Raw genomic sequence first — 24,835 nt, forward strand, 5'->3', positions numbered from 1 at the left:
CGATGGTCAAGCATCCAAAATCCACCCCGGCAATCCCTCCTTCCGCCGCGCGCCTCGTCCGCCGGGAGGATTATCGGACGCCGGACTGGCTGGTGCCGGAGATCGCGCTCGACTTCGACCTCGCCCCCGACCGGGTCCGGGTGCGGGCGCGGATCGAGGTCCGGCGCAACGGCGATCACCGCGCGCCGCTCCGGCTCGACGGCGACGGGCTGAAGCTGGTCTCGCTCAAGGTCGACGGCAAGGCGGCGTCGCACAAGCTCGACAGGAACGGCCTCACGATCCGGCTCGGCGCCGACAGCGCGACGGTCGAGACATTGGTCGAGATCGTCCCGGGCGCCGAGCAGAGCGGCCTGTTCGATCTCGGCGGCTTGCTCTGCACCCAGTGCGAGCCGGAAGGGTTTCGCCGGATCACCTTCTTCCCCGACCGGCCGGACGTGCTCGCGCGCTACAGGATCCGCATCGCTGCCGACAAGGCGCTTTATCCGATATTGCTCTCGAACGGCGATCCCGTCGGCGGCGGCGATATCGACGGCGGCCGCCACTGGGCCGAGTGGAACGATTCGGTCTCCAAGCCGTGCTACCTGTTCGCCCTGGTCGCCGGCGCCCTCGCCGCGAACCGCGACCGCTTCACCACCCGCTCGGGCAAGGAGGTCGATCTCGCGATCTGGACCCGGGCGCCGGACCTTGCCCCCACCGCCCACGCGCTGGCGTCCCTCAAGGCGGCGATGGCGTGGGACGAGACGGCCTATGGCCGCGAATATGATCTTGACGCCTTCAACATCGTCGCCCTCCCGAGCTTCGCGTTCGGCGCGATGGAGAATAAGGGCCTCGCGATCTTCGATTCCGGGCTGATCCTGGCGAACCCGGAGAGCGCCACCGACGCCGACCTCGATTCGGTCGGCGCCCTCGTCGCGCACGAATATTTCCACAATTGGTCGGGCAACAGGGTGACCTGCCGCGACTGGTTCGAGTTGGCGCTGAAGGAAGGCTTCACCGTCTTTCGCGACCAGCAATTCTCCGCCGACCGGGGCTCGGCCGCGGTCAAGCGCATCGAGGACGTCCGCGCCCTTCGCGCCGCGCAATTCCCCGAGGATGCGGGCCCCCGCGCCCATCCCGTCCGGCCCGAATCCTATCGCGACCCCGCCGATCTCCACACATCGACCGTCTATGCGAAGGGCGCCGAACTGGTGCGGATGATCCACACGATCGTCGGGCCAGAGGATTTCCGCGCCGGCGCCGAGCTTTATTTCGATCGCCACGACGGCCAGGCCGTCACCTGCGAGGATTTCATCGCCGCGATGGAGGAAGCGAGCGGGCGCGGCCTTGGTGATTTCGTCCATTGGTATGCACAGGTCGGAACGCCCCGGGTGCGGGCGACGCTGGGCCATGACGCCGACGCGAAACGGGCCGTGCTGACCTTGGAGCAGGACACGTCCCCGCCGGTACCGATCCCGCTCCGCGTCGCCCTCTTTGGAGAAGGCGGCAAGCTCGCCGAGCGGCTGGCGATGCTCGAAGGCGCGCGCCAGGACTTCGTCTTCGAAGGCATCGGCGAACGGCCGGTCCTGTCGATCAACCGGGGGTTCTCCGCGCCTGTCCTCATCGAGGCTCCCCGTTCGGCCGCCGACCTCGCCTTCCTCTCCGCCCAGGACGACGATCCCTTCGCCCGCTGGGAGGCGGTACAGAACGCGATGGCCGCCACCCTGCTCGACGCTGTCGAAGGACGCGGGAGCGATCCGGCATCGGTCATAGAGGCCGTCGGCCGCATCCTCGAAGACCGGCGGCTCGAGCCGGGGCTGGTCGCGGAGATGGCGCGGCTCCCTTCGCAATCGTCGATCGGCGACCGCATGGCCCTCGCCGATCCCGGCGCGATCCACCTGGCGTGGCGGCGGCTGCGCGCCGAGCTTGGCCGCGCGCTGGAGCCCGCCTGGCGCGCGGCCCATGGCGCGGTCGCTGCCGCCGGGCCGGACGGCAAGGGCGCGCGGCAACTGCGCTCGGTCGCGCTCGATTATCTGCTGGCGGGCGGCGGGCGCGATGCGGGCGCACTGGCGCTCGGACAGCTGGCCGGGGCCGAGACGCCGACCGACCGCGAGGGCGCGCTGCGGGCGCTGGCGGATTCCGACGCGCGCGAGCGGCCGGAGGGGCTCGCCGCCTACCACCGCAATCACCGCCACCATCCCGTGCTGCTCGACCGATGGTTCAGCGCCCAGGCGCTCTCCGTCCGCGACGACGTGATCGAGACCGCGCCCAGGCTCCTCGCCCATCCCGATTTCACCCTGGCCCACCCGACCCGGCTCGGCGCCCTGGTCGGCGCCTTCGCCGCCAACCCGCACGCCTTCCACGACCCGTCCGGCCGCGGCTACCGCTTCCTCGCCGATGTCGTCCTCGCCGCCGACCGATTGAACCCGCGCGCCTCGGCCGGCCTGGCGCCGCCGCTCACGCGCTGGCGCCGCCTCGAACCGGCTCGCGCGGCGCTGATGAAAGCCGAGCTGGAGCGAATCCACGCGGCGACGACCATCTCGGACGCGCTGCGCGTCCTGGTCTCCCATGGCCTTGCAGGAACCTCGACGGCGCCGGGCGATTGACGGGACCGGAAAGGGATGCCCGGGTGAAGATCGCGACCTATAATGTGAACGGGGTCAACGGCCGGCTGGCCGTGCTGCTGCGCTGGCTCGACGAGACGCGGCCCGACATCGTCTGCCTGCAGGAATTGAAAGCCCCAGATGAGCGTTTTCCGGAAAGCGCCATCGCGGAGGCCGGCTACGCGGCGATCTGGCACGGCCAGAAGAGCTGGAACGGAGTCGCGATCCTCAGCCGCGTCGGCGCGCCCGTCGAAACGCGGCGCGGCCTGCCCGGCGATCCGCTCGACCTCCACAGCCGCTACATCGAGGCCGCCGTCGCCGGACTGCTGGTGGGCGGGCTCTATCTTCCCAATGGCAATCCCAGGCCCGGCCCCAAATTCGACTATAAGCTGGCCTGGTTCGAGCGGCTGATCGAACATGGCGCGGAGCTGATCGCGGCCGGCGTGCCGGCATTGCTGATCGGCGACTTCAACGTCATGCCGACCGAGCGCGACGTCTACAAACCCGAGCGATGGCTCGACGACGCCTTGTTCGCGCCCGAGGTGCGGAACGCCTATTTCAGGCTGCTCGATCAGGGCTGGGTCGACGCGCTCCGCACGATGCATCCCGACGAGACCATCTACACCTTCTGGGATTATTTCCGGAACGCCTATGCGCGCAACGCCGGCCTCCGGATCGACCACGTGCTGCTCAGCCCCGCCATCGCCGGCCGGCTCGTCGGGGCCGGGGTCGACTCCCACGTCCGCGGCTGGGAAAAGACTAGCGACCATGCGCCGGTATGGATCGAGCTGGCCCCGGCCTGATCCGGCTCAGGCGAACAGCCGCCGCGCCGCGCGGAGGCGTTCGATGCCGCCTTCCAGCGTTTCCCTGCGCTTGGCGAAGCAGAGGCGGATGACGTTTCGAGCCGGCTTTTCCGCATACAAAGCGGAGACGGGGATCGCCGCGACGCCCGCTTCGCGCACCGCGCGCTCGCAGAAAGTGACATCATCGGCCGCGATGCCCGACGCGGCGAGATCGACGCCGAGGAAATAGGTGCCCTCGGCCGGAAGCACCGCGAAACCAGTGTCGCGCAGCCCCGCCGACAAGAAGTCGCGCGCCTCGGCTAGGTCCGCGCGCATGGCTTCGAAATAATCGTCCTCCTTGCGAAGCCCGTAGGCCACCGCCGCCTGGAGGTTGGGCGCGGTCGTGAAGGTCAGGAACTGGTGCGAATTGGCGATGGCGGCGGAAAGGTCGGGCGGCGCGATCGCCCAGCCGACCTTCCAGCCGGTGAGCGCGAATATCTTGCCCGCTGAGCCGACCTTGACCGTCCGCTCGGCCATCCCGGGCAGCGCCGACAGGGGAGTGTGCCGCCGCCCGTCGAACAGCACATGCTCCCACACCTCGTCGCTGATCGCCAGCACGTCGCGGTGCGCGCAGGCTTCGGCGAGCAGCCGCAACTCGTCTTCCTCGAAGGCGCGGGCGGTGGGATTGTGCGGGTTGTTGAACACGACCAGCCGGGTGCGGTCGGTGAAGCCCTGCTCGATCGCCGCCGCGGTCAGCCGCCAGTCGGGCGGCTCCAGCGAGACCAGCCGCGCGGTGCCGCCGGCGCGGCGGACCAAAGGCAGATAGGCGTCGTAAAGCGGCTGGAAGAGCAAAACCTCGTCGCCGGGCTGGACCAGCCCCAGGATCGCCGCCGCCAGCGCCTCGGTGGCGCCCGAGGTGACCGTGACCTCCTCCGCGCCGAACGCGAGCCCCTGGTGCCGCGCATAATGATCGGCCACCGCTTCGCGCAGCGGCGGTAGCCCCTGCATTGGCGGATATTGGTTGGAGGCGGTCCGCAGCGCATCGGCCGCCCGCTCCACCACATCCTCGGGCCAACCGAAATCGGGGAAGCCCTGGCCCAGGTTGACCGCGTCATGGGCGCGGGCCAGGCCCGACATATGCTCGAAGATGGTGGTCTGCCGTTCGGCCTGGGCGCGCCTCATGACGCAGCCCTAGCACCGGCGGCGCGCGCGCGATAGAATGCGCGCCGAGAGGGGATCATGGATCGAACCGCGTCCGACCGCTCGCTGCTCGGCTGGCTCTGCGTGGTCGGCCTCGCGGCGCTCGCCTTGCTCGCTCTGGAGCGGTCGCTGAGCCTGGAGCGCAATGCGCCCCTCGCCGCCCCGCCGGCTGCCCTGGCGACGAGCGGCGTACCCCAAAATTACCGCGAGGCTCTCGCGCGGATAGACCGTGCCATCGCCGACGCCCGGGGCCGGGCCGAGGAGCGTGCCGGCGAATGGCTTATGCACGAGACGCTTGCCCGCCGCTATTTGGCGCGCGGGCGGCTCACCGGCTCTTTCGACGATTATGCCGCGGCCAACGCCGCCCTGGCGCGCGCCTTCGCGGTGGCAAAGCCCGGCACCGGCCCGCACATGACTCAGGCGGTGCTCGATTTCACCATGCATCGCCTCGCCGCCGCCGAACGCCAGCTCGACATCATCTCCGCTTATGCCGTGCCGCCCGACAGCGATGATCTCGCTGAGATCGCCGCGATGCGCGGCGACATCGCCTTCTACCGCGGCCGTTATGACGAGGCGGCGGCGGCCTATGAAGAAGCTGACCGGCTGACGCCCGGTGCCGCCGATTTCCGCCGCGCCATCTTCCATTCGCGCACCGGCCGTCCGGACCTGGCGGAGGATTATTTCGACCGGGTTCGCTCCGGTTTTTCCGCTCGCTCGCCGCAAGCCGCCGCCAACATTGAATTGCAGCATGGCATCCTGGACCTGGAACGCGGCCGCTGGGACGTCGCCCTCGTCCACTTCACGGCAGCCGACCGGATGTTTCCTGGCCATTGGCTGATCGAGGAGCATATCGCGGAAGTGACCGCCTTGAAGGGCGACACCGCCAGAGCGGAGGCCCGCTACCGCGCCATCGTCCGCCGAACCGGCCATCCCGAATTCATCGACGCCCTCGCCGGGCTCGCCCGCCAGCGCGGAGACGATGCGGCCGCCACGGCCTGGACGCGGCGCGCCGGGGCGGCATGGCAACGAAGGCTCGGCCAATTCCCCGAAGCCGCTTACGGCCATGCCCTCGACCATTGCATGGCCGCCGGGGACTGGAGCTGCGCGCTCGACCTCGCCCGGCGGAACCACGCCAACCGCCCTTATGGCGAGGCCAAGGGCCTGCTCGCCAGGGCCTTGCTCGAAACGGGCCATGCGGCCGACGCCCGCCGGACCATCGAGACCGTCCTCGCCTCGCCATGGCGGACGGCGCAGACCCATGCCGTCGCCGCCCGAATCTATGCGGCGCTGGGCCGAAGCGGGCCGGCGCACATCCAGCGCCGCCTTGCCCGCAAGCTCGATCCGCACATCGTCATTCCGGTGGCGGCTCCATCCGCCACATGATGCTCTGCTCCGCCGGCGTCCAGACGCCCATGCGAACCCCGGCCGCCCGCAGCGCCTCGCCGGTCCATTCGTTGCAGGTGCGCACGAAATTATAGGCGCGGCGCGATTCGTAGAAGGCGTCCGACCCGCCATAGCCGCGCCCCGATAGCGGCATCGACCGCCCGTCCCCGTCCAGCTGGAAGCTGTCGGCGATGAAGTGTACCAGCCGCCGATACTGGTCGCGGCCAAGGACAGTCGGGCGGTGATATTCGTCCGCCACCGGAAGGGGCTCGTGATCGACATGCATCAGGCTCGGCCCGCCCCCCACCGCAGCCGCGAAGGCGGTCTTTAGGTTAAGATCGGCCCAGGTCGGCGTGTTCAGGTAGAAATCCCGGTTGCCGAAGCCGATCGCGAGATAGTCGCCGGCGAGGCGCGGATCCCTGATGTGGCTAGCATCGGCCAGCCTTCGCCAGTCCGCGTCCGCATTCACCGTCGGCACCAAGATCCAGGTGTGGACGCCGTTGGTGCGGATGAAGATGGTGACCCCCTCCTCCGCCTCCTCCCAATCGGCGTTCGCGCTCAGGACCCCGCCAACGGCGACCGCCAGGAGGTACAGGAGCGGCACGAGCAGCACCGCCCCCACCGACTTCATTATCCTGCGTCCAATCTTGCGCGTCATGTCGCCAGCCTAGCAGTCTCGCGCGACGCGACTAGGGCAGTCGTTCCGTCGCGCCGCTTGAAGAAGCGCCGCCGTCCGATCATCATCTGCCGATGAGCGTCCGCGACGACCTTGCGAGCATCTTCCGCGCCGGAATCGACGCCTGCCATCCCCGCAATGTCGTCCCGCCCCACCTCCCGGCCCCGCCGCGCGGGCGCACGATCCTGCTCGCGCTGGGCAAAGCCGCCGTGCCGATGGCCGAGGCGGTGGAAGAGGGTTGGAAAGGACCGCTCTCGGGACTTGCCGTAGCGCCGCGCGGCTCGGCCGGGCACCTGCGGCTGATCGACCGCCTGGAATCCGGTCACCCGATCCCGAACCAAAGCAGCGTCGCGGCCGCCGGGCATCTGCCCCGCCTTGCCCGCGAAGCCGGCCCCGGCGATCTCGTGCTGGTGCTGCTGAGTGGCGGCGCGTCGGCGCTCGCCTGCCTGCCGGGCGAGGGCCTGTCGCTGTCAGATAAGCAGGCGATCACGGGCGCCCTGCTCCGCTCCGGTGCTCCCATCTCCGCCATCAATTGCGTCCGCCGCCACCTGTCCCGCTTCAAGGGCGGCGGACTCGCCCGCGCCGCCCAATCCGCGCGGCTCGTCACCCTCGCCATCTCCGACGTGGTCGGCGACGATCCGAGGGATATCGGCTCCGGCCCGACGGCATCCGACGTAACCACGATTAGCGACGCGAAGGCGGTTCTGGCCAAATACGGCATTCCCGTTCCCGCGACGGGCTGGCGCGAAACGGTCAAGCCGGAGGAAGCGGCGACCTGGAAAGCCGACTATCACATCATCGCGCGCGGCCGCGATGCGGTCGAAGCCGCCTCCGCCCGCGCCCGGCAGCTCGGATGGATGCCCCGCATCATCGACAGCGACGGCCAGGGCGACGCCCGCGCGGTCGCGCGAGCCCATGCCCGGCTCGCCCTGAACGCCGCGCCAGGAACGGCGTTGATCTCCGGCGGCGAACTCACCGTGACGGTCACGGGCTCCGGCCAAGGCGGACCCAATCGCGAGTATGCGCTCGCTCTCGCCCTCGCGCTCGACAGCGCGCCGGTCCACGCCCTCGCCGCCGACACCGACGGCATCGACGGCGCCGGCGACGCCGCCGGCGCGTTCGTCGATCCCACCACCCTCGCCCGGGCGAAGACGCTGGGCCTCGACCCCGCCCGCGCCCTTCGCGACCATGACAGCGGCGCCTTCTTCGCCGCGCTCGGCGATTCCTTCGCCACCGGCCCGACCGGCACCAACGTCAACGACTTGCGCATCCTTCTCGTCGAGCCCTAAGACCGCCCCATGAGCGAATGGACGATCGGCATCCTCGGCGGCTCCGGCCTCTACGCAATCGACGCGCTGGAGGAGGCGCAATGGGTCGCCGTCGATACCCCATGGGGGCCGCCTTCCGACGAATTGCTGATCGGCCGCATTCATGGGATCAAGTTCGCCTTCCTGCCCCGTCACGGCCGCGGCCATCGGCTGCCGCCGACCGACGTCAACGCGCGCGCCAATATCGACGCGCTGAAGCGCGCCGGCTGCACCGATATCCTCGCCGTCTCCGCCGTCGGCTCGCTGAGGGAAGAGCTGCCCCCCGGCCGCTTCGTCGTCGTCGATCAGTTCATCGACCGCACCTTCGCGCGCGACAAGAGCTTCTTCGGCCCCGGCCTCGTCGCCCATGTCTCGATGGCCGACCCGGTCTGCCCCCGCCTGTCCGCTGTCGCCGCGGCCGCCGCCGAAACGGCGGGCGCCGACGTGACGCGGGGCGCGACCTATCTCGCCATGGAAGGCCCGCAATTCTCGACCCGCGCCGAAAGCGGACTGTACCGTGCCTGGGGATGCGATGTGATCGGCATGACCGGCATGCCCGAAGCCAAGCTCGCCCGCGAGGCCGAGCTTCCCTACGCGCTCGTCGGCATGGTCACCGATTACGATTGCTGGCGCGGCGGCGGCGAGGAGGTCGAAGTGTCGGCGCTCATCGCCCAGCTATCGGCCAATGCCGGGACCGCAAAGCGGCTGATCGAGGCGCTCGCCGAAGCGCTGCCCAGGGAACGCCCCGCATCGCCCATCGAGACGGTTCTCGACACGGCGCTGATCACCGCGCCCGACGCGCGCGACCCGGCCTTGCTGGCCAAGCTCGACGCGGTCTGCCGGCGCGTGCTGGACGCTCAGCCGTAAAGAGCGGCGACCCGCTCGGCCGGCACCCCCAGCCGGTAGAGGAGCAGGCAGAAGAGATTCCGCGCCGAGCGCGCGAACCAGCCGTCCTTGCGCCACCGGCCGGCGCGGGTCACCGCGTCGGCGGCCAGAACATCCGGGCGGCCGAGCCGCCGCACCAGATCGACATCCTCCATCAAGGGCAGCGGCCGGAAGCCGCCGACGCGCTCGTACAGCGCGCGCGGCACGAGCAGGCCCTGGTCGCCATAAGGAAGGCCGAGCAGCCGCACCCGCGCCGTCACCCCCCTCTCGATCACCCTCGCCTGCCAGGCGGGATCGTCGAGCCGGAAACGGAAGCAGGCGGGCGCCTCCGGTCGCCGCGCTATGTGGGCCGCGGCGGCTTCGCGCCAGTCGGAGTCCAGCCGGGTGTCGGCGTGCAGGAAGAGCAACCATTCCCCCCGCGCGGCTTCGCCGCCGGCCCGAAGTTGCGCGCCGCGCCCCCTGGGAGCGGCGAGAACCCGCGCGCCCTCGGTTTCGGCGATGGCGACCGTGGCGTCGGCCGAACCGCCATCGACGACCAGGATTTCGTCCGCGCCCCGAACCGCCTCCAGCGTATCGGCCAGATGCGTCGCCGCATCGAGCGTCGGAATGACGACGGACAGCCTCACCCCGAGCAGCTGGCCCCGCCCAGCACGCAGAAACGCGCGCAATGAGGGTGATTGAGCGTCACGTCCCCGCCCGCTCCCGCCAGCGTCTCGCCCATGGCGAATTGCGGGTCGTAGGGAAGCAAGGTGCAGGTCACGACGTGGGGCCGCGCCGCGCCTTTCGCCTTCACCACCATCCGGCTCGACGCGCACATCATCGCCGAGGGGGAGACGTCGAGGATGTTCCAGCAGGCCTCGGTGATTTCCGCCACATCGGCGGCGGCATCCATCTCCGGGAACAGGACGAGCCCCGCATCGACGCGGACGCCCAGTTCGTCGAACAATGCCGCATAGCCCGCGCGGGCCGCTTCCGCGCTCTCGCGCCCAAGCGTGCGTCCCGCCACGGCGAGCCGGAAGCCATGGTCCGAAAGCCATTTCAGGCCGTCCAGCGCCTTCGCCCAGCTGCCGGCGCCGCGTTCCGCCTCGTGCACGGCCGGGCTGTAATGATCGAGGCTGACCCGCATCGTCAGCCTGTCTCGATGCTCCGGCAGCGCCTTCAGCGCCTCCTCGAACCGCCGCATCGGCCGCATCGCATTGGTCAGCACCAGCACATCGAAGCCGCGCTCCAGCGCCGCGCGCATCATCGGCACCATGTCCCGGTTCATGAAGGGCTCGCCGCCGGTGAAGCCAATCTCGCGCGTGCCGAGCACCTTCGCCTCGTCGAAATAGGCCTCCGCCTCGGCGAGGCTCAGATAGACGAGCGCGTCGTTTGTCGGTGAGCTCTCGATATAACAGGTCGCGCAGGCGAGGTTGCAGAGCGTGCCGGTGTTGATCCACAAGGTGTCGAGCCGCTCCAGCGCGACATGAGCGCGCCTTTCCCCCTTCGCGGTGACGAGCGGATCGCGAAACTTGGCCGGATCGAGCGTCCGCGCCCGGGGGTCCGCGAACGGCGATGACAAGGCGGTGGCGATCTCGTCTCTCCTTCGCGGGCCGGGATAAACCAAAGGGCGCGCATATTCGATGCCAAAGCGAGGCATGCTTGCTAAACAGCCGTCCGGCAGCGGAGGAACGATGAAAGGCCAGGGCAAGATCATCCTCCTGCTGCTGATCGCCGCGGCCATCGCGGCGTTCCTCCTGTCGGGCGGAGCGGACCGGCTGAGCGTCGCGGGACTCAAGGAGGACCGCGATGCCCTGCTCGGCGTCGTCGCGGCCTGGCCGGTCGCGTCCGCCCTGGTCTTCGGCCTTGCCTATGTCGCCGTCACGGCTTTGTCGCTACCGGGCGCGGCCGTCATGACATTGGCCGCCGGGGCGTTGTTCGGCCTGATCGAGGGCACCATCGTCGCCAGCATCGCCTCGACGGTCGGCGCGACCCTGGCGATGCTGGCATCGCGCTTCGTCGCGCGGGACTGGGTGCGGGCGCGCTTTCCCAAGGCGGTCCGCGCGGTCGATCGCGGCGTCGAGAAAGACGGCAATTTCTATCTGCTGACGCTGCGCCTGGTGCCGCTCTTCCCCTTCTTCCTCGTCAATCTCGCCATGGGCGTCACCGCCATGCGGGTCGCGGCCTTCGCGGGGGTGAGCTGGATCGGCATGCTGCCCGGAACCGTCCTCTATGTGAATGCGGGCACACAGCTCGCCGAGATCGACAGCGCGGCCGGCATCCTCTCGCCCGGGCTGATCGGCTCGCTGATCCTGCTCGGCCTCTTCCCGCTCGCCGCCAAGCTCATCGTCGACCGGCTCAGGCGTCGCCGCGTCTACAAGGGCTGGCGGCGCCCGCGCCGGTTCGACCGAAATTTGATCGTGATCGGCGCGGGCGCGGGCGGGCTGGTCACCGCTTACATCGCCGCCACCGTCCGCGCGAAGGTCACCCTCATCGAAGCGAACAGGATGGGCGGCGACTGCCTCAACACCGGCTGCGTCCCCTCCAAGGCGCTGATCCGCACCGCCCGGCTGGCGCACGAGATCCGCACCGCCGACTGGTTCGGCCTCGATCCGCGCGAGCCCGTTTTCGACTTCAAGGCGGTGATGAAGCGCATCCGGACGATCATCGCGGTGATCGAGCCGGCCGACAGCGTCGATCGCTACACCGCGCTCGGCGTCGACGTCCGGCTCGGCCATGCCCGGATCGTCGATCCCTGGACGGTCGAGATCGACGGCGCCGAACGGTTGACCACGCGGGCCATCGTCATCGCCGCCGGCGGCGAACCGGCTTTGCCCGACATTCCCGGCCTCGCGACATCGGGCTACCTCACCAGCGACACGATGTGGGACATACTCGCCCACCGCGACGAGTTGCCCGCCCGCATTGCCATTATCGGCGGCGGCCCGATCGGCACCGAAATGGCCCAGGCCTTCGCCCGCCTCGGCGCGAAGGTGACGCAGGTCGAGCATGGCCCCCGCCTTCTTTCAAAAGAAGATGAGGACGTCTCGAACTTCATCGCCGAGCGGCTGGGAAGCGAAGGCGTGGACATCCGCACCGGCCACGAGGCGGTGCGCGTGGAGGACAAAAGCCTGATCGTCCGGTCGACGGCCGGCGAAGAGGCGATCCCGTTCGACGAGATCATCGTCGCCGTCGGCCGCAAGGCGCGGTTGACCGGTTACGGGCTGGAAGACCTAGGCATCGAGACGCGGAAGACAATCGTCACCAACGACTATCTGGAGACGCTCTATCCCAACATCTTCGCCGCCGGCGACGTGGCCGGCCCCTATCAATTCACCCATTTCGCCGCGCACCAGGCCTGGTATGCCGCCGTCAACGCCCTGTTCGGCACGTTCCGCAAGTTCCGCGCCGACTATTCGGTCCTGCCCTGGGTCACCTACACCGACCCCGAAATCGCCCATGTCGGCCATAACGAATTGTCCGCCAATGAGGCGGGCGTCGCTTTCGAAGTCGTCCGCTACGATCTCGCCCATCTCGACCGCGCTGTGACCGAAGGCGCCAATGCGGGCTTCGTCAAATTGCTGGTCGCGCCGGGCAAGGATCGCATCCTCGGCGCCACCATCGTCGCCCATAATGCCGGCGAGATGATCGCCGAATATGTGCTGGCGATGAAGCACGGGATCGGCCTGAACAAGCTGCTCGGCACGATCCACGCTTACCCGACCATGGCCGAGGCGAACAAATATGCGGCCGGCGAATGGAAGAAGGCGCACAAGCCCGAGCGGCTGCTGCGCTGGGTCGAGCTTTACCACCGATGGCGACGCGGATGACGCGGATCATCATCTTCGCCAAGGCGCCGGTGCCGGGAGAAGTGAAGACGCGGCTGATCCCCGCCCTCGGCGCGAAAGGCGCGGCCGAACTGGCGGAACGGATGCTGGCCGCTACGTGCCGGGAAGCGGTCGCCGCCGCCGTGGGGCCGGTCGAACTCTGCCTGAGCGGCGTTCCGGTCGGCATTCCCGCCGGCGTCGGTGTGACCGATCAGGGCGAAGGCGATCTTGGCGAACGCCTGTGGCGCGCCGCCGCGCGGGCCGACCCGCCTCTGCTGCTGATCGGGACCGACTGCCCCGGCCTCGACCGGCATCGGCTCCGAGCGGCGGCGGAAAGCCTGCGGGACCACGACGCCTTCCTCCATCCCGCCGAGGATGGCGGCTACGCATTGCTGGGCCTGAACAGGCTGGCCCCGTCGCTCTTCGCCGACATCGCCTGGAGCACCGACACCGTCGCGCGCGACACCGTCGCCAGGGTCACGGCGCTCGACTGGTCGCTCCACGTCGGCGAGACGCTGCGCGACATCGACGAGCCCGAGGACCTGGTCCACCTCCGTCATTCCAGCGAAAGCTGGAATCTCGATGGGCAAGAAAGGCGGGATTCCGGCTTTCGCCGAAATGACGGTGTAGCTAGGCTAGGCCCGTGAATCCCCTTCCTCCCTATGCCGAGCTGCTCGGCCTCAGCACGCGCCGCTCCGACGACGGCGAATTGCTGTGGGTGATGCCGTTCCGCGAGGCGGTGGTCGGCAGGCCCGGCTTCCTCCACGGCGGCGCCATTGCCGGGCTGCTGGAATTCGCCGCGCTCGGCACGCTCTACGACGCGCTCGGAGAAAAGGACGAAGTCAAGGTCAAGCCGATCAACGTCACCGTCGATTTCATGCGCGGCGGCACCGAGCACGAGACCTTCGCCGCCGCCACCGTCACCCGGCTCGGCAACCGCGTCGCCAATGTCGAGGCCCATGCCTGGCAGCAGGACCGCGCCAGGCCGATCGCGGCGGCGCACATGAATCTGCTGCTGAAGCGGGGTCGGTAGGTTCGTCCGCTTTGTCCCCCTACCGACGACGTCAGGGCTCCGCAAAACCGAGCACCCGCACCTCCAGCCGGGCGCGGCGCGGATCGTCGGTGAAGGACAGGACGGCGCGCCGGGTCGACTCGCCGGGCACATAATCCACGGTCGCCTGGCTGGTCGCGACCGTGCCGTCGGCCTTGGTCATCTCGCCCTCGATCTGGACGGCCGCCGCGGTGGTGGGAGAATCGTTGCGGAGCGCGATCTCGGCCACATAGCCGGCGCCGGCCGGGACGATACGCTCGACCCGTGTCTCGATCGCCGCCGGCCTGTCGCCGCCGCCAGTCATCGCCTCCCAGCCCATCGAGCCCAATATGCCCAATGTCATCACCAGTCCCACGGCCGCCGCGATCCATTCCAGCGCCGGCGTCTCGGCATGGCCGGGTTTCTTTCCACCCGCTGATTTCCGGCCTTCGCTCACATCCTGTTCCTTTCAGACAACCAGCCGCGCGATCGCCGCTCCGACCGCGGCCGGAAAGCCGAGCACCGCCGTCATCGTCGCTATCCGCGCCATATCCGCGCCGTCGGTGCGGCCGAAGGTCCACAGCACATAGAGGCTGACCAGCAGCGCGATGCCGTAGCCCGCGATCGTGTAGACCAGGAAGCGCCTGCGAAAGCCGTGCTCCGCGACCGGATCATGCTGTCCGGCGAAGCCGATCGAATAGACGAAGGCGTGAAGGATAAGGACGGAGAGCAGCACCAGCGCCATGCTCTGCCACGGCGACATCTTGAAGGCGATCAGGACCATTTCTTCCGTCGGCGCCACGTTGAAGGCGAGGAACAAAGCGCCCGCCATCATCAGGAACAGCTCGCCGCCGTAGCTCGTCTTCTGGAGCGCCTCCTCTTCCTCATCCGTGTCCTCGTCGCTGCCGCCCAATTGCTTGCGGGCGATGATGGCGCCGAAGCTTGCCGGCACGCTCTGCACCGCTATCTTGCCGACAATCTCGCTCCAGGGCATTTCCCAGTCCACTATCCCGAAGACGACGAGAATGACGGCCGAGGCGGTCACGCCGACGGCGAAGGCGGCGAATGCGTCGAGTACGTCTTCGAAGAGAGACGACGTGCGCTCGAACCCGCCGAACCGGGACAGGCCGACCAGCATGAAGAAATTGAGGACGAGAAAGAGAAGGAGACGGCCCCTGTCGAGATAGAAGCCGAGAAACCACATCTCCATCGTCATCAGCAACGGGATGCCGAATATGATCGCGCCACCAAAGGCCCGGGCCAGGCCGACCGCATAAGCGCGATTGCCCCCCTGCGCTTCGGCTCGGCCGACCATTTTGACCCTTCCTCCGCCAGCCCGTCGTTACAGAGGCAGAACGGACGCCGAAAGTCCGGGTTCCTTGGGGCTCAATATCCGTTGAGCCGGGCGACTTTGTCGGCGTGATAGCCAGCATCGCCGAACAGCTCGTTCAGCACGCGATCGCGCTTCATGTACAGGCCGATATCATATTCGTCGGTCATGCCGATGCCGCCGTGCATCTGGACGCCTTCCTGCGCCGCCAGCGTCGAGACCCGGCCGGCCTTGGCCTTGGCGACGGACACTATCATCTCCGCGTCCTCGCGACCCTCGTCCAGGAGCTGCTGCGCCTTCAATGTCGCCGCGCGGGCAATCTCCAGCTCCGAATAGAGATGGGCCGAGCGGTGCTGGAGCGTCTGGAACTCGCCAATCAGCCGGCCGAACTGCTTGCGCTGCCGCAGATATTCGACCGTCATCTCCATCGCGGCGGAGCCGAGCCCGACCATCTCCGACGCCGCCCCAACGCGGCCCGCATCGAGCACGCGCGACAGGATGATTCCGCCCTGGCCCACTTCACCGATCACCGCGTCCGCATCGACTTCGACATCGTCGAATTCGAGGCGCGCGCCGATGCTGCTGTCGGCCAGCCGCACGCCTTCGACGGTAAGCCCCCTCGCCTCCTTCTCGACCGCGAACAAGGTGAGGCCGTCATCCGCCTTGGCCGCGACCACGAAGAAATCGGCCGAGGCGCCCTGGACGACGAATTGCTTGCGGCCGGAGAGGCGAAACCCATTGCCGGAACGCTCCGCCGTCATCGCGATCGCATCGGGCCGGTGCTTCGGCCCTTCGTCGATTGCAAGCGCGCCGACCGTATCACCAGCGAGGATTCCGGGCAGCCAGCGCGTCCGAAGCGCGGTGCCCTTCAGCGCCTCCACCACTGTGACGGCGGTGATGAGGAAGGGCGAGGGCGTCAGGTTTCGCCCGATCTCCTCGAGCACGATCCCGGCCTCGACGTGGCCGAGCCCGAGCCCGCCGTCGGCCTCGTCGACGAGGATGCCGGTAAAGCCCATCTCGCCAAACTGGCGCCACAGCGCGTGGCCGAAGCCGTCCTTGCAACCCATGTCGCGATATTTGCGATACTGGCTGGCGATCGAGCCTTCGGCGGCCATGAACTCGCGCGCCGTGTCGCGGAGTAAGGATTGGTCGTCGGTGAGGTAGAGGGGCATCGGCGATCCTAGGAAAGAGATAATCCGTTCGCCCCGAGCGAAGTCGAGGGGTCCTGCCGAGCGAAGCCGAGGCTGTTTTTTCGGCTTCGCTCGAATGGATGTCTCGACTTCGCTCGACACGAACGGTTGGGAAGATGAGTCTTTGCGGTCACCTTCAAGCCCCCGGCAGCCGCAATATATGCTTGGCGATAATGCCGAGCTGGATCTCGCTGGTCCCGCCCTCGATCGAATTGGCCTTGGTGCGCAGCCACTCGCGCGCCGCCTTGCCGCCTTTCGAGCGGTCGCTCTCCCATTCGAGCGCGCTGGAACCGCCCGCCGCCATCACCAGCTGGTGCCGCGCCTTATTCAACTCGGTGCCGGCATATTTCATCATCGAGGGCTGGGCCGGGTGCGCCTGACCCGCCTTCAACTCGTCGATGAACTTCTCGCTCATCGCCCGGAAAGCCATCGCATCGATGTCGAAGCGGGCGACCTCGGTGCGCAGGACAGGGTCGTCGGCGAGACGTTCCCGGAGCGCGGCGCCCAGGCTCTCGCCGTCGCCGCCCAGGCCCATGCCGCTGATCATCTCGCGTTCGTGGCCGAGCAGATATTTGGCGACGTCCCAGCCCTTGTTCACTTCGCCCACCACCTGGTCCTTGGGCACCTTCACGTCGTCGAAGAAGGTTTCGCAGAATGGCGAGGAACCCGAGATGAGCAGGATCGGCTTGGTCGAGACTCCCGGGCTCGCCATGTCGAAGAGGATGAAGCTGATGCCCTTATGCTTGGGCGCGGACGGGTCGGTGCGCACCAGGCAGAATATCCAGTCGGCCTTGTCGGCGTAGCTTGTCCAGACCTTCTGGCCGTTGACCAGCCAATGGTCGCCTTCATCCTCGCATTTCGTTTGCAGGGAGGCGAGGTCGGAGCCGGCGCCGGGCTCGGAATAGCCCTGGCACCAGCGAATTTCGCCGCGCGCGATCTCGGGTAGGAAGCGCTTCTTCTGTGCTTCGGTGCCATATTTGAGCAAAGCCGGCCCGAGCATCGAGATGCCGAAGCTCATCAGCGGATTGCGCGCGCCGAGCGCCGCCATCTCCTGCTTCAATATCCTGGTCTCGGCCGCCGAAAGGCCGCCGCCGCCATATTCGGCGGGCCAGTCCGGCACCGTCCAGCCGCGCGCGCCCATCGCCTCCATCCAGTTCTTCTGCGCCTCGCTCTGGAACACCGCCTGGCGCCCGCCCCAGCAGGCGTCGCTCTCGCCGTGCATCGGCTCGCGCATCTCGGCGGGGCAGTTCGCCTCCAGCCACGCGCGCGTCTCTCGCCGAAAATCGTCCTGTTCCGCCATGGCCCTTGTCTCCGCTGCGCGTCCGCTATAGCCCGATGATAGGTTGACGGTAACGTAAAGCAAGCGAGAGGCCGGCGATGGATTTCACCCTGACGGAACGCGAGGCTTTCTACCGCGACAAGGTCCGCGCCTTCATCGAGACTCACGTCCGCCCCCGCGCCGGCGACTATCAGAAGCAGATCGCGACCGGTGATCGCTGGCAACCCGTCCAGGTGATCGAGGAGCTGAAGCCCAAGGCAAAGGCGGCCGGCCTGTGGAACCTGTTCATGCCACCCGCCCCGGCGCTGCCGCATGTCGACGACAGTTTTGAGTTCGAAGGGACGCAGCTCACCAACCTCGAATATGCCCTCTGCGCCGAGGAGATGGGCCGAATCCTCTGGTCAGCCGAAATCTTCAACTGCTCCGCCCCGGACACGGGCAATATGGAAGTGCTCCACCGCTACGGTACGCGGGAGCAGAAGGAGCGGTGGCTGCGGCCGTTGATGAACGGCGAAATCCGCTCCGCCTTTTTGATGACCGAGCCTGCCGTCGCCTCGTCGGACGCGACGAACATCGAGACCGCGATTATCCGCGACGACGACGATTATGTCATCAACGGCCGCAAATGGTGGTCGTCCGGCGCCGGCGATCCCCGCTGCAAGGTCGCCATCGTCATGGGCAAGACCGACCCGGAGGCGCATCGCCACCAGCAGCAGTCGATGGTGCTGATGCCGCTCGACGCCCCCGGCGTCACGGTAGAACGCGCGCTCACCGTCTATGGCTATGACGACGCGCCGCACGGCCATATGGAGATCGAACTGAAGGACGTTCGCATCCCGGCCGGCAATCTCCTGCTCGGCGAAGGGCGCGGCTTCGAGATCGCGCAGGGGCGGCTGGGGCCCGGCCGCATCCACCATTGCATGCGCACCATCGGAGCGGCCGAGGAAGCGCTGGAAGCGATGGTGCGAAGGCTCCAGACCCGCGTCGCCTTCGGCAAGAAATTGATGGAGCATTCGATCTGGGAGCAGCGTGTCGCCCGGGCGCGGATCGATATCGAGATGTCGCGGCTGCTGTGCCTGAAGGCCGCGGACATGATGGACAAGGCCGGCAACAAGGCCGCCGCCGCCGAAATCGCGATGATCAAGGTCCAGGCCCCGCAAATGGCGCTCCGCATCATCGACGACGCGGTCCAGGCCCATGGCGGCGCCGGCGTCAGCCAGGATTTCGGGCTTGCGGCAAGCTGGGCCGGCATCCGCACCCTGCGGCTGGCGGACGGGCCGGACGAAGTCCACAACAGGGCGATAGCGCGGGCGGAATTCGCGAAACACGCAGCGAAGGTGCGATGAGAAAGACCAAACTCTTCCGTTCGTCCCGAGCGAAGTCGAGGGACCAAGCCGAGCGCAGCCGAGGCATTCTTCTCGGCTGCGCCCGAATGGATGTCTCGACTTCGCTCGACACGAACGGATTTAGAAGGATTACATGACTACTTTATTCGACCTCACCGGCAAAGTCGCCATCATCACCGGCTCCTCACGCGGCATCGGCCGCGCCATTGCCGAGGCGATGGCGGAGCAGGGCGCGAAGGTCGTCATCTCCAGCCGCAAGGCCGAGGCCTGTGCCGAAGCGGCCGAGCGCATCAACGGCCAATATGGCGACGGCACCGCCATCGTCGTCCCCGCCAACATCTCGTCCAAGGACGACCTCCGGCACCTCGTCGACGAAACCCGCCGCCAGCTCGGCAGGATCGACATCCTCGTCTGCAACGCCGCGTCCAATCCCTATTACGGCCCGATGGCGGGCATCGCCGACGACCAGTTCCGCAAGATCCTCGAAAACAACGTCATCGCCAATCACTGGCTGATCGCGATGGCCGCGCCGGAGATGGTCGAGCGTAAAGAAGGCTCGATCATCATCGTCTCGTCGATCGGCGGCATGACCGGCTCGACGATGATCGGCGCCTACAACATCTCCAAGGCCGCCGACTTCCAGCTCGCCCGCAACCTCGCCGCCGAGTTCGGCCCCTCCGGCGTCCGCGTCAACTGCATCGCGCCGGGCCTCGTCCGCACCGACTTCGCCCGCGCCTTGTGGGAAAATCCGGACACGCTGAAGGCGGTGACCCGTGGCACTCCCCTCGGCCGCATCGGCGAGCCCCACGAAATCGCCGGGGCGGCGGTATTCCTCGCCTCCCCGGCCTCCACCTTCATGACCGGGCAGACGATCGTGGTGGACGGCGGCAGCACGATTGGAGTGGGACTGTGACGGCCCTGAACGGGAGGGAAACCCGCCATTCCAGCGAAAGCTGGAATCTCATTTCCTTTACCCCGGCAACGAGAAGAACAAGTGAGATCCCAGCTTTCGCTGGGATGACGAGGAGCGCATGACCCAACGCCTCGCCAACAAGATCGCCATCGTCACCGGGGCCGGTTCCGGCATCGGCCGCGCCACCGCCGAACTGTTCGCCGAGGAAGGGGCCACCCTCATCCTCGCCGATGTCACCGAAGCAGTCGATGAAACCGCCGCGCGCATCGGTCCCGCCGCCGTCCCGCTGCGCTGCGACGCCGGCAAGGAGAAGGATGTCGCCCATCTTGTCCGCTCCGCCGCCGCCCGCTTCGGCGGCCTCGACATTTTCTTCGCCAATGCCGGCATCTCCGGCGGCCTCGCCTCGATCTTCGAGCAGACGCCGGAAGATTGGGCCGAGATCCTTCGCGTCAACCTCACCGGCCCGGCGCTGGCGATCAAGCATGCCGCGCCACTCATCAAGGAGCGCGGCGGCGGCTCCATCATCTGCACCGCCTCGGTCGCAGGCCTGCGCTCGGGCGCCGGCGGCGCGGCTTATTCCGCGTCCAAGGCCGGCGTCATCAGCCTCGTGAAAACGGCCGCGCAGCAGCTCAGCGGCTCCAACATCCGCGTCAACGCGATCTGCCCTGGGCTGATCGAGACCGGAATGACCGAATTCGTCTACGAACGCGCCCGCGCCAAGGGCCAGGAAGAAAGACTCGGCCATCTCAATCCGCTCAAGCGCTGCGGGCAGCCGATCGAGATCGCCAACGCGGCCCTGTTCCTGGCCTCGGACGAATCCTCCTACGTCAACGGCCATGCGCTAGTAGTGGACGGCGGCCTGTCCGCGTCGCACCCGTATAACCGACAGGATTACGGCCGCACCGCGATCTAGCGCCGCGCCAGATGCGCCAGCCAGCGTTCGCGCGCCCACAGGTCGGTCAGGCGCCGGGAGCGGAGCGCCTCGGGCGAGCCCGCCGCCAGATCGGCGACGCGCACCCTTCGGCCCGTGTCGCTGAACCACAATTCGTCCGTCTCCAGCATCAGGGTCGTCCACGTGCCCTGCCCCTCGACCATGCCGATGGCGGTCGGCCAGTCGAGCCCCCCGATATGCTGGAACACGGGTCCGCCGCTCGCGCGCCCAGCGACATCGCCGCCCAGCGCGCGCAGGATAAGCGCCCGGTAATCCGCTAGTCCGACCGGCCCTTCAACCGGCACTTCCGGCGCGCTCAGCACCAGCGGTATGTGCGTCTGCTGCCGGTTAATGACATGGCCGTGGCCGAGGAAGGCGTCGTCGAACAGGGATTCGCCATGATCGGCGGTGACGACCAGCAACGTGTCCTCCCACACCCCCTGTCGCTTCAGCCGTTCGGCCACCTGGCCCACCAGCCAATCGCCATAAGCGACCGCGTTCCAATAGGTCGCTTCGACCCATTCGCGATTCTCGACCCCGATCTCGCCCCGCGGAATCGGATCGCCCGGAAGCAGGGCGGGCATATCCGGATGGTGATAGGGGAAATGGGCTTCCTGGAAGTTGAGATAGAGGAAATTCGGCCGCGCCCACGCCGCCGGCGCTCCGAACGCCCTGTCGAACTCGCGAAGCAGCTTGCGCCCGTCGACCAGCAGCGAGCCCTTGGCCGCGAAGCCGAAGGCGCGCTCGTCCTTCAACGTCTCGGCATCGACGAAGATATCGGCATTCTCCTTCATGCCGACCACGGCCGAAATGTCGCCGAAGCTCTCCGGCTGACCCGAATAGACGCCGATCCGATAGCCGTTCGCCTTCAAATCGCGGAACAGGGACGGGCCGCCCGCCGCCGGATCGAGCGCGCCCGAAAACAGGCTCTTCAGGGACGCGGTGGTGAAGCCGACATGGCTGTAGGCCTGGCGCGCGACGCTCCCTTCGCGGGCGAGCGCATTCAGCGTCGGCGTCACCGGTCGCCCCGCCACCTCCTTGCCGAGGGCGTCGCCGCGAACGCTTTCGAGGACGATCAGGACGAGATGCTTGCGACCCTCGGGCAATGTCGGGATCGGCGGGCCTGGCGCGACACCATCGAACCGGAAATCGCCGCCATAGCCGTCCTCGTCCACGCCATTGTTCGGCACGTCGAGCGCGAGCGGATGGCGGGCCGGGTCGAACGGGTGGCGGTCGATCCGGGCGCCGAACCAGCTATAGCCGTCGCCGTCGAAGTCGGTGAGGCCGGCGAGCGCCGTGTCGGCGATGGCGTATGCGTTGAAGCGGGTCAGCGCGTAGCGCGTGTCGGCGTCGCGATTGGCGGCGAAGGCGACGAAGGGCAAAGCGAGCGCCGGCCAGAGCAGGTGCTTCCATCGAAGCGGCGCCGGCGCGACCGAGGCTGGAGCGTAGCGCCGGACCAGTCGGAGGCCGACCCAATACGCCACCGCCGTCCACACCGCCGCCAGCCCAAGCAAGGCCGCCTCGTCCATCACGAACAGCAAGGCGTCGAACAGGCTGCCGCCGCCGAGGTTGCGGATCAGCTGAAACCCGATCGCGTCGCTGAAATAGCTCAGCACCTCATATTTGAGGGTGAGCAAGGCAATGCCGCCCGCGATGGCAAAAAAGACGAAGTTGAACAGGAACAGCGGCGTCCCGATCCGCCGCCCGTGGAGGGCGCGCATGACGAGGAAGAAGATGCCCACGGCCACCGCCTGCGAAAGAATCAGCGCGGCCGCGAACAAGAGCGCTTCCCCCGGCTGGTCGATCACGTGCGACGCGCCGAACCCGCCGCCGAATATGCCATATTTGCGTTCGACGAGCGCCGCCTCCACGCCCAGCAGGACGATGAAGACGGTCGCGGGGACCCACAGGGCTTTCAGGCGGGAAAGGATCGTGATCGGCCGGTCCCTGGCTGAGGAAAGCCCGACTGTAGAGCCGCCTGCCTTGAAAAAGCGTTGCCGCCCCCCGCCACGGCGGTCGCGCCTCTCCGATTGACGTTCACGTAAGGTCGCGCCTATCGCGGATACTATGCCAATACGGAGACCATGATGAGCCCCATCACCACCACGCGCCACGGCGATATCCTGATCGTCACCTCCAACAACCCGCCGGTCAACGCGCTCGGAAACGCGGTGCGCGAGGGACTTGTGAAGGCGATCGAGGAGGCCGATGGCGACGCGGCGGTGAAGGCGGTGGTCATACGCTGCGAGGGGCAGACCTTCTTCGCCGGCGCCGACATCTCCGAATTCGGCAAGCCGATGCAGATGCCGATGCTGCCGATGGTGGTCGACATCATCGAGAATTGCACCAAGCCGGTGGTCGCCGCGATCCACGGCACCGCCCTTGGCGGCGGGCTCGAGGTCGCCCTGGCCTGCCATTACCGCGTGGCCGTCCCCGATGCGAAGCTGGGCGTTCCGGAAGTGAAGCTCGGCATCCTCCCCGGCGCCGGCGGCACCCAGCGGCTGCCGCGCGCGGTGGGCGTCTCCAGGGCGCTTGAGATGACGACCAGCGGCAACCCGATCGGCGCCCGGGATGCCTTCGATCTTGGGCTGGTCGACCGGCTGATCGAGGGCGATCTGGAGCAGCATGCGGTCGCCTTCGCCGACGAGGTGAAGGCCGTCCGTCCGATCCCCAAGACCAGCGAGCGCGACGACAAGCTCGCCGAGGCGCGCGCCCATCCCGGCCTGTTCGACGAATTCCGCAAGGCCAATGCGCGGCGGATGAAGGGCTTCGACGCGCCCGAGGCCAATATCAAGGCGGTCGAGGCCGCCGTGGCCAAGCCCTATGCCGAGGGCGTCCTCGACGAGCGCCGCCTGTTCATGGAGCTGATGACCGGCACCCAGGCCCGCGCCCAGCAATATTTTTTCTTCGCCGAGCGCAAGGCCTCCAAGATCGACGGCCTGCCCGAAGGCACCAAGCCGCGCGACATCAGGCGCGCCGGCGTGATCGGCGCCGGCACGATGGGCGGCGGCATCTCGATGAACTTCCTCTCCGCCGGCATCCCCGTCACCATCGTCGAGATGGAGCAAGCGGCGCTCGACCGCGGAACCGGCATCATGCGCAAGAATTACGAAGCCACCGCCGCCAAGGGCCGCATGACCGCCGAGCAGGTGGAAAAGGCGATGGGCCTCCTGAAGCCGACGCTGAGCCTCGAAGACCTCGCAGACTGCGACCTCATCATCGAGGCCGTGTTCGAGAATATGGACGTCAAGAAGGACATATTCGGCAAGCTTGACAGGGTCGCCAAGCCGGGCGCGATCCTCGCCTCCAACACCTCCTACCTCGACATAGACGAGATCGCCGCTTCGACATCGCGGCCGCAGGATGTGCTCGGCCTCCACTTCTTCTCGCCGGCCAATATCATGAAGCTGCTGGAGGTGGTGCGTGGGGCGAAGACGGCACCGGACGTGCTCGTCACGGCGATGCAGCTCGCGAAGAAAATCCGGAAGGTCGCGGTCGTCGCGGGCGTCTGCTACGGCTTCATCGGCAACCGCATGCTGATCCCGCGCCAGATGCAGGCGATGCAGCTCCTGCTTGAAGGCGCGACGCCGGAACAGGTCGACAAGGTCCATGTCGAATTCGGCATGCCGATGGGTCCGTTCCAGATGGCCGACCTCGCCGGCGTCGACATCGGCTGGCACCGCGACCCGACCCGGATCGAGAATATCCGCGACGCGCTCTGCGCGATCGATCGCTGGGGCCAGAAGAAGGGCGCCGGCTTCTATGATTATGACGACAAGCGCCGCCCCTCCCCCAGCCCAAAGGTTCAGGAGATCATCGACGATTTCCGCGCCAAAGCGGGCGTCGAGAAGCGCGACATCTCCGATCAGGAGATCATGGAGCGCACCCTCTACACGATGGTCAACGAAGGCGCGAAAATCCTCGAGGAAGGCATGGCCCAGCGCGCCTCCGACGTGGATGTGGTGTGGGTCTACGGCTATGGCTGGCCCGTCTATCGCGGCGGCCCGATGTTCTGGGCGGATACGGTGGGGCTCCAGGAGATCGTCGCGGGACTGGAGCGCCAGAAGGAGCGGCTGGGTTCGGATTTCGCGCTTTCCGACCTGCTGACGCGAAAGGCCGACGCGGGCGAAAAGCTGACGCGCTGATCTGTCCCCCGGCAAGATCGGGGCCAAGCGAGCGGAGGGCGCGAATTTCGGAT

At 67.8% G+C, this 24,835-nt stretch carries 21 protein-coding genes; 12 read left to right on the top strand and 9 right to left on the bottom strand.

Going from position 1 to position 24,835, the window contains the following annotated elements; all coding sequences use genetic code 11:
- Positions 1-2: 2 nt before the first annotated feature.
- Both pepN and xth read left to right on the top strand, forming a co-directional pair.
- Positions 3-2,582: an aminopeptidase N gene (gene pepN, locus ACFQRC_RS11925; RefSeq protein WP_379961489.1), complete on the top strand. Its 2,580-nt coding sequence runs from the start codon at positions 3-5 to the stop codon at positions 2,580-2,582.
- A 23-nt stretch (positions 2,583-2,605) separates the two neighbouring features.
- Positions 2,606-3,382 carry an exodeoxyribonuclease III gene (gene xth, locus ACFQRC_RS11930; RefSeq protein ID WP_379961491.1) on the top strand — a complete coding sequence of 259 codons (777 nt, stop codon included), beginning with the start codon at positions 2,606-2,608 and terminating at the stop codon, positions 3,380-3,382.
- A 6-nt stretch (positions 3,383-3,388) separates the two neighbouring features.
- Here the strand turns inward: xth and ACFQRC_RS11935 are convergent, their stop codons facing one another.
- Positions 3,389-4,543, bottom strand: coding sequence for an aminotransferase (locus ACFQRC_RS11935; RefSeq protein WP_379961493.1), 1,155 nt, complete (start codon positions 4,541-4,543; stop codon positions 3,389-3,391).
- Positions 4,544-4,600: 57 nt separating this feature from the next.
- Between ACFQRC_RS11935 and ACFQRC_RS11940 the strand changes: the two genes are divergently transcribed.
- Positions 4,601-5,944, top strand: coding sequence for a tetratricopeptide repeat protein (locus tag ACFQRC_RS11940; RefSeq protein WP_379961495.1), 1,344 nt, complete (start codon positions 4,601-4,603; stop codon positions 5,942-5,944).
- Here the strand turns inward: ACFQRC_RS11940 and ACFQRC_RS11945 are convergent.
- Positions 5,913-6,602: a TIGR02117 family protein gene (locus ACFQRC_RS11945; protein ID WP_379961497.1), complete on the bottom strand. Its 690-nt coding sequence runs from the start codon at positions 6,600-6,602 to the stop codon at positions 5,913-5,915. The two genes, ACFQRC_RS11940 and ACFQRC_RS11945, sit on opposite strands and share 32 nt — an antisense overlap.
- A gap of 92 nt (positions 6,603-6,694) precedes the next feature.
- On the opposite strand from ACFQRC_RS11945, the gene ACFQRC_RS11950 reads away from it, so the two are divergent.
- Both ACFQRC_RS11950 and ACFQRC_RS11955 read left to right on the top strand, forming a co-directional pair.
- Positions 6,695-7,909, top strand: coding sequence for a glycerate kinase (locus tag ACFQRC_RS11950; RefSeq protein WP_379961499.1), 1,215 nt, complete (start codon positions 6,695-6,697; stop codon positions 7,907-7,909).
- A 9-nt stretch (positions 7,910-7,918) separates the two neighbouring features.
- The gene (locus tag ACFQRC_RS11955; protein WP_379961501.1) at positions 7,919-8,794 is read left to right on the top strand and encodes an S-methyl-5'-thioadenosine phosphorylase; all 876 of its coding nucleotides are present in this window, start codon (positions 7,919-7,921) and stop codon (positions 8,792-8,794) included.
- On the opposite strand, the gene ACFQRC_RS11960 is transcribed toward ACFQRC_RS11955, so the two are convergent.
- Positions 8,785-9,438, bottom strand: coding sequence for a TIGR04283 family arsenosugar biosynthesis glycosyltransferase (locus tag ACFQRC_RS11960; RefSeq protein WP_379961503.1), 654 nt, complete (start codon positions 9,436-9,438; stop codon positions 8,785-8,787). The two genes, ACFQRC_RS11955 and ACFQRC_RS11960, sit on opposite strands and share 10 nt — an antisense overlap.
- The gene (locus tag ACFQRC_RS11965) at positions 9,435-10,451 is read right to left on the bottom strand and encodes a radical SAM protein (protein ID WP_379961505.1); all 1,017 of its coding nucleotides are present in this window, start codon (positions 10,449-10,451) and stop codon (positions 9,435-9,437) included. Before ACFQRC_RS11965 ends, ACFQRC_RS11960 begins: the two co-directional genes overlap by 4 nt.
- 34 nt (positions 10,452-10,485) lie before the next feature.
- Between ACFQRC_RS11965 and ACFQRC_RS11970 the strand changes: the two genes are divergently transcribed.
- From ACFQRC_RS11970 to ACFQRC_RS11980, 3 genes are read left to right on the top strand one after another with little or no spacing between them, the layout of a single operon-like run.
- Positions 10,486-12,621 carry an FAD-dependent oxidoreductase gene (locus tag ACFQRC_RS11970; protein WP_379961507.1) on the top strand — a complete coding sequence of 712 codons (2,136 nt, stop codon included), beginning with the start codon at positions 10,486-10,488 and terminating at the stop codon, positions 12,619-12,621.
- The gene (locus ACFQRC_RS11975; RefSeq protein ID WP_379961509.1) at positions 12,618-13,265 is read left to right on the top strand and encodes a TIGR04282 family arsenosugar biosynthesis glycosyltransferase; all 648 of its coding nucleotides are present in this window, start codon (positions 12,618-12,620) and stop codon (positions 13,263-13,265) included. Before ACFQRC_RS11970 ends, ACFQRC_RS11975 begins: the two co-directional genes overlap by 4 nt.
- Entirely contained in the window at positions 13,262-13,651 is a 390-nt protein-coding gene (locus tag ACFQRC_RS11980) for a PaaI family thioesterase (RefSeq protein ID WP_379961511.1), read from the top strand. The genes ACFQRC_RS11975 and ACFQRC_RS11980 overlap by 4 nt, the downstream gene beginning before the upstream one ends.
- Positions 13,652-13,682: 31 nt before the next feature.
- On the opposite strand, the gene ACFQRC_RS11985 is transcribed toward ACFQRC_RS11980, so the two are convergent.
- The 4 genes from ACFQRC_RS11985 to ACFQRC_RS12000 form a co-directional block, all read right to left on the bottom strand.
- The gene (locus ACFQRC_RS11985; protein WP_379961513.1) at positions 13,683-14,105 is read right to left on the bottom strand and encodes a hypothetical protein; all 423 of its coding nucleotides are present in this window, start codon (positions 14,103-14,105) and stop codon (positions 13,683-13,685) included.
- 12 nt (positions 14,106-14,117) lie between these two features.
- Complete coding sequence (locus ACFQRC_RS11990) at positions 14,118-14,963, bottom strand: TIGR02587 family membrane protein (RefSeq protein ID WP_379961515.1); 846 nt, start codon at positions 14,961-14,963, stop codon at positions 14,118-14,120.
- Between the two features lie 71 nt (positions 14,964-15,034).
- Positions 15,035-16,150, bottom strand: a complete 1,116-nt coding sequence (locus tag ACFQRC_RS11995; RefSeq protein ID WP_379961517.1) for an acyl-CoA dehydrogenase family protein — start codon at positions 16,148-16,150, stop codon at positions 15,035-15,037.
- Between the two features lie 154 nt (positions 16,151-16,304).
- On the bottom strand, positions 16,305-17,468 hold the full coding sequence (locus ACFQRC_RS12000; RefSeq protein ID WP_379961519.1) for an acyl-CoA dehydrogenase family protein: 1,164 nt from the start codon (positions 17,466-17,468) through the stop codon (positions 16,305-16,307).
- 77 nt (positions 17,469-17,545) lie between these two features.
- Between ACFQRC_RS12000 and ACFQRC_RS12005 the strand changes: the two genes are divergently transcribed.
- From ACFQRC_RS12005 to ACFQRC_RS12015, 3 genes are all read left to right on the top strand, one after another.
- On the top strand, positions 17,546-18,793 hold the full coding sequence (locus ACFQRC_RS12005) for an acyl-CoA dehydrogenase family protein (protein WP_379961521.1): 1,248 nt from the start codon (positions 17,546-17,548) through the stop codon (positions 18,791-18,793).
- A gap of 133 nt (positions 18,794-18,926) precedes the next feature.
- Positions 18,927-19,706, top strand: coding sequence for an SDR family NAD(P)-dependent oxidoreductase (locus ACFQRC_RS12010; RefSeq protein ID WP_379961523.1), 780 nt, complete (start codon positions 18,927-18,929; stop codon positions 19,704-19,706).
- Positions 19,707-19,824: 118 nt separating this feature from the next.
- On the top strand, positions 19,825-20,619 hold the full coding sequence (locus ACFQRC_RS12015; RefSeq protein ID WP_379961525.1) for an SDR family NAD(P)-dependent oxidoreductase: 795 nt from the start codon (positions 19,825-19,827) through the stop codon (positions 20,617-20,619).
- Here ACFQRC_RS12015 and ACFQRC_RS12020 read toward each other — a convergent pair.
- Positions 20,616-22,508 (bottom strand): sulfatase-like hydrolase/transferase, encoded by a 1,893-nt coding sequence (locus tag ACFQRC_RS12020; RefSeq protein ID WP_379961527.1) that lies wholly within the window; start codon positions 22,506-22,508, stop codon positions 20,616-20,618. The genes ACFQRC_RS12015 and ACFQRC_RS12020 overlap by 4 nt on opposite strands.
- 213 nt (positions 22,509-22,721) lie before the next feature.
- Here ACFQRC_RS12020 and ACFQRC_RS12025 point away from each other — a divergent pair, with 213 nt between their 5' ends.
- Entirely contained in the window at positions 22,722-24,782 is a 2,061-nt protein-coding gene (locus ACFQRC_RS12025) for a 3-hydroxyacyl-CoA dehydrogenase NAD-binding domain-containing protein (protein ID WP_379961529.1), read from the top strand.
- The last annotated feature ends 53 nt before the right edge of the window (positions 24,783-24,835 follow it).

Origin of the sequence: Enterovirga sp. GCM10030262 (genome assembly GCF_042666435.1) — a bacterium.
Taxonomy (GTDB): Bacteria; Pseudomonadota; Alphaproteobacteria; order Sphingomonadales; family Sphingomonadaceae; genus Allosphingosinicella.

Coding starts and splice junctions, on each gene's coding strand:
- pepN (WP_379961489.1), top strand. CDS start 3: ATGGTCAAGCATCCAAAATCCACCCCGGCAATCCCTCCTTCCGCCGCG.
- ACFQRC_RS11935 (WP_379961493.1), bottom strand. CDS start 4,543: ATGAGGCGCGCCCAGGCCGAACGGCAGACCACCATCTTCGAGCATATG.
- ACFQRC_RS11940 (WP_379961495.1), top strand. CDS start 4,601: ATGGATCGAACCGCGTCCGACCGCTCGCTGCTCGGCTGGCTCTGCGTG.
- ACFQRC_RS11945 (WP_379961497.1), bottom strand. CDS start 6,602: ATGACGCGCAAGATTGGACGCAGGATAATGAAGTCGGTGGGGGCGGTG.
- ACFQRC_RS11950 (WP_379961499.1), top strand. CDS start 6,695: ATGAGCGTCCGCGACGACCTTGCGAGCATCTTCCGCGCCGGAATCGAC.
- ACFQRC_RS11955 (WP_379961501.1), top strand. CDS start 7,919: ATGAGCGAATGGACGATCGGCATCCTCGGCGGCTCCGGCCTCTACGCA.
- ACFQRC_RS11965 (WP_379961505.1), bottom strand. CDS start 10,451: ATGCCTCGCTTTGGCATCGAATATGCGCGCCCTTTGGTTTATCCCGGC.
- ACFQRC_RS11970 (WP_379961507.1), top strand. CDS start 10,486: ATGAAAGGCCAGGGCAAGATCATCCTCCTGCTGCTGATCGCCGCGGCC.
- ACFQRC_RS11975 (WP_379961509.1), top strand. CDS start 12,618: ATGACGCGGATCATCATCTTCGCCAAGGCGCCGGTGCCGGGAGAAGTG.
- ACFQRC_RS11990 (WP_379961515.1), bottom strand. CDS start 14,963: ATGGTCGGCCGAGCCGAAGCGCAGGGGGGCAATCGCGCTTATGCGGTC.
- ACFQRC_RS11995 (WP_379961517.1), bottom strand. CDS start 16,150: ATGCCCCTCTACCTCACCGACGACCAATCCTTACTCCGCGACACGGCG.
- ACFQRC_RS12000 (WP_379961519.1), bottom strand. CDS start 17,468: ATGGCGGAACAGGACGATTTTCGGCGAGAGACGCGCGCGTGGCTGGAG.
- ACFQRC_RS12005 (WP_379961521.1), top strand. CDS start 17,546: ATGGATTTCACCCTGACGGAACGCGAGGCTTTCTACCGCGACAAGGTC.
- ACFQRC_RS12010 (WP_379961523.1), top strand. CDS start 18,927: ATGACTACTTTATTCGACCTCACCGGCAAAGTCGCCATCATCACCGGC.
- ACFQRC_RS12015 (WP_379961525.1), top strand. CDS start 19,825: ATGACCCAACGCCTCGCCAACAAGATCGCCATCGTCACCGGGGCCGGT.
- ACFQRC_RS12025 (WP_379961529.1), top strand. CDS start 22,722: ATGATGAGCCCCATCACCACCACGCGCCACGGCGATATCCTGATCGTC.